The 13,985-nt window shown below is 46.3% G+C and carries 9 protein-coding genes; all 9 read left to right on the top strand.

Annotated elements, in window-relative coordinates:
- The first annotated feature begins 79 nt into the window (after positions 1-79).
- Entirely contained in the window at positions 80-1,006 is a 927-nt protein-coding gene (gene rbsK, locus AHMF7605_RS27935) for a ribokinase (protein WP_106933204.1), read from the top strand.
- A gap of 140 nt (positions 1,007-1,146) precedes the next feature.
- On the top strand, positions 1,147-2,148 hold the full coding sequence (locus AHMF7605_RS27930) for a GRP family sugar transporter (RefSeq protein WP_106933203.1): 1,002 nt from the start codon (positions 1,147-1,149) through the stop codon (positions 2,146-2,148).
- A gap of 10 nt (positions 2,149-2,158) precedes the next feature.
- Positions 2,159-4,162 (top strand): alpha-amylase family glycosyl hydrolase, encoded by a 2,004-nt coding sequence (locus AHMF7605_RS27925; protein WP_146153690.1) that lies wholly within the window; start codon positions 2,159-2,161, stop codon positions 4,160-4,162.
- A 31-nt stretch (positions 4,163-4,193) separates the two neighbouring features.
- On the top strand, positions 4,194-7,199 hold the full coding sequence (locus AHMF7605_RS27920) for a SusC/RagA family TonB-linked outer membrane protein (RefSeq protein ID WP_106933201.1): 3,006 nt from the start codon (positions 4,194-4,196) through the stop codon (positions 7,197-7,199).
- A 60-nt stretch (positions 7,200-7,259) separates the two neighbouring features.
- Positions 7,260-7,571, top strand: a complete 312-nt coding sequence (locus AHMF7605_RS27915; protein ID WP_158267641.1) for a hypothetical protein — start codon at positions 7,260-7,262, stop codon at positions 7,569-7,571.
- The gene (locus tag AHMF7605_RS27910) at positions 7,535-8,764 is read left to right on the top strand and encodes a RagB/SusD family nutrient uptake outer membrane protein (RefSeq protein ID WP_233219328.1); all 1,230 of its coding nucleotides are present in this window, start codon (positions 7,535-7,537) and stop codon (positions 8,762-8,764) included. The genes AHMF7605_RS27915 and AHMF7605_RS27910 overlap by 37 nt, the downstream gene beginning before the upstream one ends.
- 213 nt (positions 8,765-8,977) lie before the next feature.
- Positions 8,978-10,696: an ATP-dependent DNA helicase gene (locus AHMF7605_RS27905; protein WP_106933198.1), complete on the top strand. Its 1,719-nt coding sequence runs from the start codon at positions 8,978-8,980 to the stop codon at positions 10,694-10,696.
- A 249-nt stretch (positions 10,697-10,945) separates the two neighbouring features.
- Positions 10,946-13,066 (top strand): outer membrane protein assembly factor BamB family protein, encoded by a 2,121-nt coding sequence (locus tag AHMF7605_RS27900; protein WP_106933197.1) that lies wholly within the window; start codon positions 10,946-10,948, stop codon positions 13,064-13,066.
- 3 nt (positions 13,067-13,069) lie between these two features.
- Positions 13,070-13,984 carry a TIM barrel protein gene (locus AHMF7605_RS27895; RefSeq protein WP_106933196.1) on the top strand — a complete coding sequence of 305 codons (915 nt, stop codon included), beginning with the start codon at positions 13,070-13,072 and terminating at the stop codon, positions 13,982-13,984.
- Position 13,985: the final 1 nt, after the last annotated feature.

Here is a 13,985-nt window from a genome sequence, read left to right as displayed (position 1 = left end):
ATGGTAATGTACAAACAATTACTACTAATATATTTGATATAGCCCTGTTATAAAATCACCTTCCCTCACTCTATCATTAATGGAAACAAAGAAGATAACTGTCATTGGCAGTACCAATATGGATATGGTGGTGAAAACCACCCACTTGCCCGTACCGGGAGAAACCGTTTTGGGGGGATCTTTTTTTATGAACCCGGGCGGAAAAGGGGCCAACCAGGCGGTAGCCGTAGCCCGCCTGGGAGGAGACGCTACCTTTGTTACCAAAATTGGAATGGATGTTTTCGGAAAACAATCGGCGCAACTATTTGACGAAGAAGGTATTAATACTTCCTGCATCCTATCGGATCATACTTCGCCATCCGGCGTGGCCCTCATAATGGTAGACCAGATGGGCGAAAATAGCATTGCGGTAGCATCGGGCGCGAACGCTAACCTGATGCCCGAAGATGTAGAGCGGTGCCTACGAAAAATTGGCGCTATCGACATTATACTGTTACAACTAGAGATACCCCTCGAAACGGTTGATTTTGTGACGCAATACGCCGCCGGCAAAAACATTAAAGTAATTGTAAATCCGGCGCCGGCCAATTTGCTGTCACCGGAGTTGTTGAAACGCATTGATATCATCACGCCTAATTCTAAAGAAGTTGAAATGCTCTCGGGAGTGGAGGTAAAGGGTATGGAAGACGCCAAAAAGGCAGCGACGGTGCTTTATGAAAAAGGCGTAAAAAATGTGATTGTAACCTTAGGACCCGTTGGGGCTTTAGTTTTAACCGAGGAGGGATTCACGATGGTGCCGGCGCAAAAGGTAAATACGGTGGACACTACGGCCGCGGGCGATGTTTTTAACGGGGCCTTGGCTGTAGCTTTGGCCGAAGAACAGGAAATTATTCCGGCAGTAGAATTTGCTTGTTTGGCGGCCGCGCTTTCGGTAACCAAGCTCGGCGCCCAATCTTCTATACCCTACCGCAATGAGTTAATTGCCAAAAAGATGTCGTTTATATAAACTAAGTAAAGAAACAAAATTAACCAGACCTTACGCGGCACCCAGCATCTTGATGAGCATTGGATCTTTAAATTATTAAAAATAAAAGTCTAGTGTCTTATGTCTTGATACTTGAGTCCTGATACTTATAACTCCTGCTTATGTTTATCGTCGAAAATTACCCGCTTGCGGTATTATTCTGTGTAATTACCATGCTTTGCTGGGGTTCCTGGGCCAACACCCAAAAACTGGTGCACGGCCAATGGCGCTTTGAGCTATTTTACTGGGATTATGTAGTAGGCATTCTTTTGTTTTCGCTGGTGGCGGCATTTACCGTGGGCAGCGCCGGCTCCCAAGGACGCAGCTTTATCCCCGACTTGCAGCAAGCCCTGCCCGAAAATTTGCGGAGCGCTTTTGTGGGCGGCATCATCTTTAATCTGGCTAATATCTTATTAACGGCAGCCATTGCCATTGCGGGCATGTCGGTTGCTTTTCCGGTGGGTATCGGCATTGCCCTGATCCTGGGCGTAATTGTAAATTACGTCGCGCTCGAAAAAGGAAACCCGGCCTTGCTCGCTCTGGGTATTGGGCTGGTAACCGTAGCCATCATCCTGAATGCCCGAGCTTACCGCGTAGCATCTTCGGCGAATAAATCGGCGGGCCTGAAGGGAATTATTATTTCGGTGGTGGCAGGTATCCTGATGTCTTTATTTTACCGCTTTGTGGCCGCCTCGATGGATCTGGAGAACTTTGTCAACCCGGCGGCCGGTAAAATGACACCCTATACGGCTTCGGTCATATTTGCCCTGGGCATACTGGCCAGCAACTTTATTTTTAATACTATAATTATGCGGCGCCCCATCCAGGGTACGCCAGTAAGCTATAGAGATTATTTTAAAGGCAAAGCAGCATTTCACCTTACCGGCATTTTAGGCGGCTCCATTTGGGCTTTGGGTAATTTGTGTAACCTGATCGCAGCGGGTAAGGCTGGTCCAGCTGTGTCATATGGTTTAGGGCAAGGCGCAACTCTGGTAGCAGCTATTTGGGGCGTGCTTATTTGGCGAGAATTTAAACAATCGCCTAAAAACGTAACCGGTCTGTTAACAGGTATGTTTTTGTGCTTTATCGCTGGTTTGGGCATTATCATTATTGCGGGCAGTTAATCCAGAAATTTTGAAATTAATAAAAAGCATATTAATCCTAGTTTGGACGGTAGCATTTACCCAGTGTCTGGCCGCGGAAATTATTTTGCATAAAAAGGATGCTACCATTTGGCTACCCCAGCAACGCATCACCGGTGAAATTTCAGGGTTTAAAGCAAAATCGCTCACCATCCATCATAATAAAAAAAAGTTTAAGGTAAAGATTATAGATAACAAGTTCCGCTTCGATATTCAGGCGGAAGCCAAGAACACCATTTGGGCTAGTTACCGAAAGGGAAAAATTCAATCCGCTAAACTGCTTTTGGTGTTGGGCTACCAGCCGGTACCGGTCGTGAAACCGGTGGCGGAGGTAAATGGCGAAGGCCTTAAATTGAGCGCCGTTGTTTTAAATAATCCCGATAATAAGGCATTAGGTTACCGGTGGTACGCCGATAAAAATAACCCGCAGGTTACGCCGATAAATAACGCCAATAAGCCTGCCGCTATCGTCCCGATCCCGGAAAAGCCCGGTATTTATTATTACAATTTATTAATTACCTCGGGAACAGATTCGGTTACTTACCGGACTTACGTAAACCGCACGGCTCAAGAAGTAAAGCCTTTTAATATCGATACCGATCACGCGCCCTGGATTAATGAGGCGATTATTTACCAGATCACGCCCAATACGTTTGTTAAAAAAGGCGGTTTTGCAGCCATTACCGCCAAACTTACCGAGATTCAGCAACTCGGCATTAATACTATTTACCTGCAGCCCGTTACCAAAACCGAAAAAGGGGGGCAAGGGTATGATGTTATGGATTACCTGGCGGTAGATAGCCGGTTGGGCAACACCGCGCAACTAAAAGTATTAATTGATTCGGCCAAAGTACTCGGGTTGAAAGTGATATTGGATTTAGTGCCGAACCATACTTCCGTTAATCATCCGTATGCCCTCGATTGTGTAGCCAATGGTACTAACTCGCATTATTTTAAATTTTACCAACATGCCAACGATAAGGCGCCGTATTCGTCGTTTTACCATATTGATGCGAACCAATTTGTGTATTATTTCTGGCACGGACTGATCAATCTGGATTATACTAATCCGGAAGTACAGCAGTGGATGACGGAGGTTTGCAAGTACTGGGTGCGCGAATTTGATATTGACGGTTACCGATTTGATGCGGTTTGGGGCATGAATGCGCGGGCACCGCAATATGCCCGCCGATTACGAACCGAACTCAAGATAATTAAGCCGGAACTGCTATTGCTGGCCGAAGATAAGGCAACCGACCCCGGCGTGTATACCAAAGGCTTTGATGCCGCATACGACTGGACCGCTGATACCACCTGGGTATCGCAATGGACCTGGCAAACAACTTACCACGATAAAAAAAGTCTCACCGTTTTTAATCTTACCGACAGCACCCAACGCGCCATACAATTATACGAAGCGTTGTTCCGAAACACGGTTATGGATAAGCCGGTGCTCCGGTTTATGGAAAATAATGATTTGCCCCGGTTTATTAATACGCATAACCAGGCGCAAACCAAAATGGCGGCCGGGCTACTTTTTGCCTTACCCGGCATGCCCCTATTATTTAACGGGCAAGAAGTGGCCCGTACCTTCCATCCGTACAGCAGTCGCAGCATTTTTCAGGCAGATAAACCGATCCAATCGCTTGATAGTCTAGGTATATTTCATTATTATCAGCAGTTAATCAGCCTCCGGAAACAATATCCCGCGTTGGTGCAATCGCAGGTGCAACCGGTAAATGTAACCGGCGCCAATAGCGTGGTGGCCTTACACCGGTACGCGGGCAGTCAGCATTTTATCGTGTTGTTGAATGTGAACGGGGCGCCCGTTACCGCGAATATCGACCTAAACCAGTTAACATTACCCGCTATACCGCCGAGTGCAAAAAATGTGTTGACTAGTAAAGGGTATCCAATAATCCAAAAAGAATCAATGTCTGAATTAGCCGTACCCTTGGAAGGATATTCGGTAAAATGGTTATTGCTCACTAATTAACTTACTTACTAATTAACTTAAATATGTTCCTATGAGAATTTTTACAAATCAAAGTCACTCGGGGCTGCAATGGCTACTGGTGATGTTTTTAATTTTTGGTGCGGGCACCCAGGTGCTGGCCCAAAACGAGGCGGTAATTACCGGCACTGTGGTCGACGAGAAAGGGGACGCCCTGCCGGGAGTAACCCTATTGGTAAAAGGTTCCACCCAGGGGGTTGTAAGCGATGGGGATGGCAAATACACCGTGAATGTACCGGGCAACAAGGGCGTACTGGTTGTATCCTACGTCGGTTTCCTTACCCAGGAAGTGGCGGTTAATGGCAGCGCCACGATCCGGATTACCCTGACCGGCGATGCCAAAGCCCTGAACGAAGTAGTCGTAATTGGGTACGGCTTGCAAAAGCGCGAAACAGTTACCGGTTCCATCGCTACCGTTAAAGCCGAAGATTTTAACGCGGGTTTAATTGCCGACCCGCTCACTCTTATTTCCGGGAAGGTGGCTGGTTTAACCGTAACCCGCCCGAATGGCTCTGACCCCAATGCCGGGGCCCAATTCTCCTTGCGGGGCGCCACCACGGTGTATGGCTACAATGGTCCGCTCATTGTGATTGATGGGGTGCCGGGGGGCGACCTGCAAACCATTGCGCCCTCCGATATTGCGTCGGTGGATGTTTTAAAAGATGGTTCGGCGGCCGCGATTTATGGTTCCCGGGCCACCGGTGGCGTTATTATTATTACCACTAAAAAAGGGAAAGCCGGCGCCCCCACGGTTACCTACAGCGGCAACGTTTCTTTCGACCAGGTGGCTAAGAAATACGATATGCTCACCGGCGAACAGTACCGTAAGTTAGGCACCGATAATGGATTAACCGTGGATGACCGGGGCGCGAATACTGATTGGTTTAAAGAAGTTACCCGAACCCCGGTCAGCCAGGTGCACAACGTATCGGTAAGCGGCGGCAACGAAAAAACCAACTATTACGCTTCCGTAAACTACCGGGATTTTAAAGGCATGGATAAAGTTACCGATCGCGAATCGGTAAATGGGACGGTGCGCTTAAATACCAAAGCCCTGAATGATAAGCTGGATTTTGCCTTAAACCTGACCAATACGTTTGATAACCGGACTTTTGCCAATTACGGGGCCATTGCGCAATCGTTAAATATGTTGCCGGTGTACCCGGTACGGAATACCGACGGAACCTATTTTGAAAACCCCGATACCCCTTACCAGTTGCAATGGAACCCGGTCGCTAACATGGCCAATAACACCAACGGGGCAAAAGAAAGCCGCCTCTTGGGCACTGTATCCGCGGCTTACCGCATTTTGCCGGCGCTGAAAGCATCGGTTAACTATTCCATTATAAAAAATTCCTACCTGAACAGCTCCTTTAGCAGTAACCAGGATTTCTTTCAGCAGCAAAACAGTTTAAACGGGCAGGCTTCGCGCTCGCAAACCACCAACACCAATAACATTTTCGAGGGACTGTTAACCTACAACAAACAGTTCGGCCAACATAATTTGGACGTACTGGGCGGTTATTCTTACCAAAATATATTTGAAGAAGGTTTAGGCGCGGGTAACAACAACTTTATCACCAATTCCTTTCTTTATTATAACCTGGGCGCCGGCCGTGCCTTGAATGAGTTAACGCCGGGCTTCAACCGGTCGGGGGTGTTCGTGAACAGCTACGCCTGGGAGCGTACCTTGTTAGCCGGCTTCGCCCGAGTATTATATAATTTCGATGAAAAATACCTGTTAAATTTAAGCATCCGGCGCGAGGGAGCCTCGGTGCTGGGCGTGGAAAATAAATGGGGTAATTTCCCCTCCGTATCCGCCGGGTGGGTACTGAGCAAAGAAAACTTTCTGGCGGATAATGGCATTATTACCAACCTGAAATTACGCGGGGGTTATGGCGTAACCGGTAACCAGGAAAGCTTGGGCCCTTACCAATCCCTCAGTACCTTAGGCGCCTTTGCCGGGCAAAGCGGTTATTTTGATGGGCAGTGGTTAATTCCGTATGGCTCTACCTATAACGCCAACCCCTTATTACGATGGGAAACCAAAAATGAGGTCAACGTGGGTTTAGACTTTGCTTTATTTAAAAATGGCTGGCTAAACGGTTCCTTAGATTTCTACAATCGTCGAATCAATAACCTGATCGGCAACTATACCGCCCAGCTGCCTTCGCAAATTAACCCGAACATTTTCGCTAACGCCGGCACCATGGAGAACCAGGGTTTCGAGTTAGCCTTGAACGCCCAGGTAGCTAACCGCGATAAATTTAGCTGGAATGTGAGTTTTACCGGCGCCTATAACAAGAACAAGATTAAATCAGTTACCAGCGATCAGTTTAAAGGCACGGCGTTTAACATAACCGATGTGGGCGTGGGCTTCACGCAGCGCATTGCGGCCGGTCAGCCGATAGGCGTTTTCTACGGTCGTAAATTTGCCGGCTTTAACGACGATGGCAAATGGCTGTTTTACAACCAGGCCGGCGATGCAGTAACCGCCGAAGATGCGGGCGACAGTTATTTTTACTTAGGCAGCGGCATCCCGAAATACAACCTGGGTTTAACCAATAACTTTCGGTTCGGTGCTTTCGACGCGACAATTTTATTCCGGGGAGCCTTTGGATTTAAAGCGTTGAATGCGAAACGTATTTTCCACGAAAACTACAGCAATTTCACTACCCATAACTTGTTTCAATCGGCCATTAACAAGGGCGTTAAAAACGACCAGATGTATTTCTCGGACTACTACCTGGAAAAAGGCGACTACCTGAAACTGGATAACCTGACAATTGGATATTCCTTGCCAGTAAAAGCAAATGGCTTTATCAAGTCGCTCCGGTTCTATGCTACCGGCACCAACCTGTTAACCCTTACCAAATATTCGGGCACCGACCCGGAATTGCCTTTGAATGTTGATTTAAGCGGAGAACAGGAGTTTACGACCGGTCCGGGGGTGGAGGCCAACTATAGCTACTATCCGTTTACCCGCACGTATACCTTTGGCATAACCGGCAGTTTTTAAATATTTATAAAGAAGAGGATGAAAAATTTAAAAAATAAAAAAGTTGGGCTGATCGTGGTGTTGGCCACTTTACTGAGTTTCGGGGCGTGTAAAGACCTCGACGAAGAAGTGTATAGTGCGGCCATTCCCGAGAATTTTTTTCAGACCAAAGACCAGGTAATGGCTGGTTTTGTGATGCCCTACGCTTTTATGCAAACGCATATTTACCAGGTGCATTTTGCCTTGCAGGAGTTTGTTACCGATGAGGCCGTCGCGCCGGTCCGGGGGGCTACGTCGATCAGAACGGGGCCTGGAACCGCTTTCACCGCCACACCTGGACCGCCGCCGAACCCTGGATTGAACTGGAATGGAACGATATGTGGCAGGCGATAGGCTACAGCAATTATTTTATCGACGCAATTCAGGACAAAGATTTAAGCAAGATGGATCTCCCGATCAGCAAAGAAAAAATGATTGCCGAAGTGAAGCTGGTGCGAGCCTTACACTATTATTGGGCCTTAAGTAATTTTGGCAACATTCCAATTGTGGAGCACGTGGGTGATCCCAATCCACCTACCCGCCCGGCAGCCGAAGTTTTTACCTGGCTGGAAAAAGAAATAAAAGATAATATTCCGTTGTTAAGCGATAAAGGCGAAACCGGCTGGTACGGCCATTTTACCAAAAACGCCGCTCGGGCCTTGTTAGCTAAATTATATCTAAATGCCGAAGCCATTACCGGTACGGCGCACTGGCAAGATGCCCTGGACCAATGTAACGCGATTATCAACTCCGGTGAATACACGCTGGATGCGGCCTGGAACACCCCCTTCTTAGCCCATAACGAAGACAGCCAGGAAAACATTTTTGTGGTTCCGTTTGACGCCAACCGCGCTCCGCAGTTTAACGCGGCGCAGCAGCAATTGCATTGGAGTTTGGCCCCAGTTAAATATGGCCTAGAAGACGCTTGGTACAAAACCGTTACCCAGGAATCGTTTTTTGACTTGTTTGCCGATAATGATCTTCGTAAGAAACAGTGGCTATACGGGCCACAAACGTATATAGATGAGAATGGGGACGAACAGCCGGTACTAGATGGGGAAGAACAACTCGTGTTAAATCCATCAATTGAAGCGCTGGAAAACTTTGAAGGCGGCTGGACTGATGGGGTGGTAAACATAAAATACGAGGTAGAAAATAGCCCGTTGGCTAATATGAATAATGATTTGGTGGTGTTCCGCTTATCCGACATTCTATTCATGAAAGCCGAATGCCTGATGCGCTTAAATGACGGTGCCGCCACTTCCGAAGCAGTTAACCTTATTAACCAGGTAAGAGCCCGCAGCTTTAAGAAAAACGACCGGAATGCCCGGTATACCACCAGTCAATTAACGCTCGACGAACTGCTGAACGAGCGCGGTCGGGAGTTTGCCTACGAGATGCTCCGCCGGGAAGACCTAATCCGTTTTGGTCATTTTAACGATGAGTGGTGGGAAAAGCCCGCTTCGGAGCCTTTCCGCAAGTTTTTCCCAATTCCATTTAACGCTTTAACTGCCAATCCGGCATTAACACAAAATTCAAGTTATTAACTAATAAAAGAGGGTAATGCTATACAAAATGACACCAAGTAAATTTTGTATAGCATTACTTTTGAAAAATGAATATTTAATCACAGGCTAGAATGCAAATAATTTATAAGCAAGCATTAAAAGTACGACGGAAGTTTCATATACTTAAGAGTTAGCGGCAACTATGGGTTATAGCGCTAATTTGTAACTAACTGCAAAAAATCGAATAGACAAATGCCATTTCCAGAGGACATATTCCCGAACAACCAAGAAGTTCTCAATGCATTTAACCTTGCGGAGTTTACTAGCAGACCTCTATACATAACAGGTAAAGCAGGAACAGGTAAATCAACTTTTCTAAGACATTACTGTCAAAATACTCACAAGAAGTATTTAATTCTTGCACCAACCGGGCTTGCTGCATTAAATGTTGGTGGACAAACCATACATTCTTTTTTCGGCCTACCGCCACGACCATTGCAACCGAATGACAAAGGGATTTCATACTTTCATCAAGCTAAATACGATGTAAATGGGAATCTTGAAGAGGACGAGCATCCCAAAAGAAAAATCATCAAGAAACTTGATGTAATTATCATTGATGAAATTTCAATGGTTCGTCCTGATTTGATCGATGCGATCGACAATTCACTACGAAAAAATGGAGGAAACGCCAATCTACCTTTTGGGGGTAAGCAAATAATTTTCATTGGTGACTTGTTCCAATTAGAACCAGTGGTAACTAGAGATGACTTGCCAATTATTTCAAGGTTTTACGCAAGTCCATTCTTCTTTAGTGCAAGAGTTTTTCAGCAGATGCAATTTTCTAACATTGAGCTAATTAGAGTTTATCGCCAATCTGACCCTAACTTCATTGGTTTGCTTGATAGAATCCGGAACGGTAAAGCAACCAATAATGATTTTATTTCTCTTAATAACAAAGTAAATCAAAATTATGAGCCAGCTCAAAACGAGTATTTTATAATTCTATGCACGACTAATGCCATTGCAGACAATCTAAACGCAAGTTATTTACAAAACTTACCGACACCAGAGTTCAATTATGTTGGGAGGATTGAAGGACGATTTGAAGACAAATTACCGACGCTTCAAAACCTTAGATTGAAAGTTGATTCACAAGTAATATTCGTTAAAAACGACCAAGGCTGTAGATGGGTAAACGGAACAATCGGAAAAGTAACTGAGCTTAAGAATGAAACAGTAAAAGTCAAAATCAAACATGAGGATATAGAAATAGAGTATTCGGTAGAAAGGGTTCGTTGGGAAAAGATTGAATACAAGTGGATTAATGAAGCAGAAGAAATAGAATCAGAAATTGTTGGGACTTTTACTCAATACCCGTTAAAACTCGCGTGGGCAATCACAATTCACAAAAGTCAAGGTTTGACATTTGACCAAGTTATTATTGACTCTGGAACTGGAATGTTTGCTCATGGGCAATGCTATGTCGCCCTTAGCAGATGCACCTCTTTTAATGGACTAATTTTTAAAAATTTTTTGAGGCAGTCAGACATTATTATTGACAACAGGGTTGTTCAAATTGCAAATACGGCAAATAACCAAACAACAATTAACGAACAACTTCTTGCCGGACTACTAGACAGAACAAGAGTATTAAATAAGCAATATGCAGAACTGATAAATGAGAATAGAGATTTGCATAATCGGCTTGATGAAAAAAATAAAAAGCTACTGCAACTTGAACAAAGAACACAGGAGCAATCAGAAGAAATAGAAATACTTGGAAGCAGTTTAGAAGATGCTGTTCAGGAACTTGAAAAAACAAAGAAAAAGTTGCTCTCTGCGAACAAAATGAATTTAAAGAACTCAAAATTAATTTCTGGCCTTCAATCAAAAATTCAGCAGGGTGAAAAAGAAATTAATAGGCAAAAAAACATCAAGTGGTATCAAAAATTGGTGGGAACTAAATAGTATGACACATCTTCGAACGAACAGTATGTTAGTCGCTAACAAGGTATTGCAACAATTAGGGCTGACGAACAAACTTCAACAATTGTGCTATTAAACTTCGGTGTTAAACTTAACTGACAGGTTTCAAAATCCCCCACTGCGGTAATAAACGAACCATTGCCTAAAATATTTATCAACCGCGGCAGGTACATGTCCTGGTCAATTTTTAAAATTTTCACCTAAAATCTAATCCAAGATATCCACTCACAAATGAGAAAAATATACATCCTCGGGATTATGACATTAAGCATGCTGGCGATTGCCTGTAATAACGATAAACCTGCCTTTGGTTCCAAGCAATGGGCTGAATATTTGGGAGGACCCGAGCGTAACCATTACTCCACACTGGAGCAGATCAATCCGGCCAACGTAAAACAGTTGCAGGTGGCGTGGCAGTACCGCACGCTGGATTCGGGCCAAATCCAGTGTAACCCGATAATCGTGGATAACATCTTGTACGGCATGACGGCTACCACCGAACCTTTCGCCCTGAACGCCGCCACCGGTAAAGAAATATGGCGGGTGCAAAGCGAAGGTACCGACCAGTTTAGCACCAGCCGCGGACTCAGTTACTGGAAAAAAGGCGACGATCAGCGGATTTTATATACCAACGGGCCCTGGTTGTACGCCGTCAATGCGCTGGATGGTAAACCCATAACTTCTTTTGGGGAGCAGGGGCGGGTAAGCTTAAAAGCCGGTCTAGGTAAAACGGCCGTCGATAAAATGGTAATTTCCAATACGCCAGGTACCGTTTATGAAGATTTGATTGTCATGCCTTTGCGGGTATCCGAAGGTACCGATGCTGCCTTAGGGTTTATTCAGGCTTTTGATATTGTCACGGGTAAAATTGCTTGGGTTTTCCATACCATTCCTCTGCCCGGCGAATACGGCTACGATACCTGGCCACCCGATACGTATAAAAACCTGGAAGTGGGTGGGGGAAACAACTGGTCGGGCATGTCCGTGGATCGGGAACGCGGCATTTTGTATGTACCAACCGGCTCGGCGGCGTATGATTTTTATGGCGCTAACCGCAAAGGTACCAACTTGTTTGCGAACTGTTTGCTAGCCCTGGATGCCAAAACCGGTAAGCGCAAATGGCATTTTCAAATGGTGCACCACGATATCCTGGACCGCGACCCGCCCGCGCCACCTAATTTAATTACCCTAACCCGCGATGGTAAAAAAATCGACGCGGTAGCGCAGGTAACCAAGCAAGGGCTGGTTTTTGTATTTGACCGGGAAACCGGCAAGCCCTTGTTCCCGATAGAAGAAAGAAAAGTGCCGCAATCCGATATCCCGGGCGAAGCTAGTTGGCCTACCCAGCCCTTCCCGGTAAAACCCGCGCCGTATGCCCGACAAACCTTTACCGAGGCCGATATCAACCCGCTGGCCGAAAACCGTCCGGAACTGCTGGGCTTGTTCCGCAAAAGCCGGTCCGAAGGAATTTTTACGCCGTTGAGTGAGAATGGAACCATTATTTATCCCGGATTGGACGGTGGTGCCGAATGGGGAGGCGCTGGGGTGGACCCGGACGGTATTATGTACGTGAACAGCAGCGAAATGCCTTGGCGTATCTCGATTGGGCCATCTGCCACCGAAGAGCAACTGGTAAGCATGACCCCCGGCGAAAGCCTCTACCGAATGACCTGTACGTCCTGCCACGGTGCCGAGCGTAAAGGCAATCCCAAAAGCGGTTTCCCCTCCTTGGTGAATATTAAAACCAGTCGTGATAAAAACTTTGTTAAAAATATTGTTTCGCACGGCAAAGGCATGATGCCGGCTTTCCCAAAACTTACCGAGAAACAGAAAGAAGCCTTGGTCGGCTTCTTATTCGACGATGAAAAAATTGAGGCGAAAGAACCCGGTTTAGCTAAAGAACCGGGCAAATCCAAAACCACCTATTCCATATCGGGCTACAGTAAGTTTATTGATAAGAATGGTTATCCGGCCGTACGTCCGCCCTGGGGCACCCTAAACGCCATTAACCTGAATACCGGCGAGTATGTTTGGAAAGTTACCTACGGTGAGCACCCCGAATTACTAGCGAAGGGTATTCCGCAAACCGGCGCCGAAAGTTACGGTGGTCCGGTAGTTACCGCCAGCGGACTGCTGTTTATTGCCGGTACCAAAGATGGGAAGTTCCGCGCCTACGATAAAAAAACCGGGAAGCTGCTTTGGGAAACCAAACTGCCAGCGGCTGGTTTTGCTACGCCCAGTACCTACGAAGTAAATGGCAAGCAGTACGTAGTAATCGCCTGCGGCGGTACTAAATTGGAATCGCCTGCGGGAGATAGTTACGTGGCATTTGCACTGCCCGATAAAAAATAAGGCATGGACAATAGAACACGTCGTGATTTTTTAAAAATAGCCGGCAGTCTGGCGGGTGCCGCGGTTTTAAACCAGGTATTGCCGGGTTGTGCCAGTGCCGGAGCGCCCGGTAAAGAGGTAAAGCTAAGCGCGCATTTATGGGAGTACGCCCGCCAGTTTCCGCCCGATTGGGATTGTACGCCCATCCTGGATTCCATATTTGCCGATTATAAATATGCCGGTTTAAAAGGCATCGAAATGATGGAAATACACCTGCGGCGGAAAGATGCGGTAGAAAACATTGGCGCCATCAGCCAAAAGCATGGGGTAGCCGTAACCGGTATATCTTATTACGCCGAAATGTTCGACAAAAGCCAGCACGCCAAAATACGGGAAGATGTGGAACTGGTTAGCGGCAACATGCAAAAGCTGGGGGCCACCGAGTTTGGGATTACCACCGGCTTTTTGGAAGGCAAAAAATCGGAAGAACATCTGGATAATGAAGCTTTATTGATAAAGGAAATTATGAAGATTTGTGAAACGCATCAGGTAGTACCTAATATTCATAGTCATATCAATGAGCTCCAATATGACCAGTTTGAGTGGAAAGGTTTGATTAAAAGAATACCGGAATTAAAACTGGGACCAGATCTGAACTGGGTAGTGCGGGCAGGCTTAGACCCGGTGGCGTTTGTGCGCGAATACGGCAAGCAAATGGTGTACCTGCACCTGCGCGACCAAACGGCGGCTGGGGTATGGACGGAAGCAGTCGGTGAGGGCGTGCTAGATTTTCCGGGCATTGCGAAAGCTTTGAAAGAAGTAAACTATACCGGAACGGCGGCCATTGAGCTTGCTTATGATAAACCACCCGTTAGGCCAATCAAAGAAAATTTAAAATTAAGCCGCGCCTACGTGCACCAGGTTTTTGGATGGAAATAGG

The organism is Adhaeribacter arboris (genome assembly GCF_003023845.1).
In the GTDB taxonomy this organism is placed as follows: Bacteria; Bacteroidota; Bacteroidia; order Cytophagales; family Hymenobacteraceae; genus Adhaeribacter; species Adhaeribacter arboris.
Note: the sequence above shows the minus strand (reverse complement) of the source record. Positions and strands in the feature narration are given on the sequence as shown.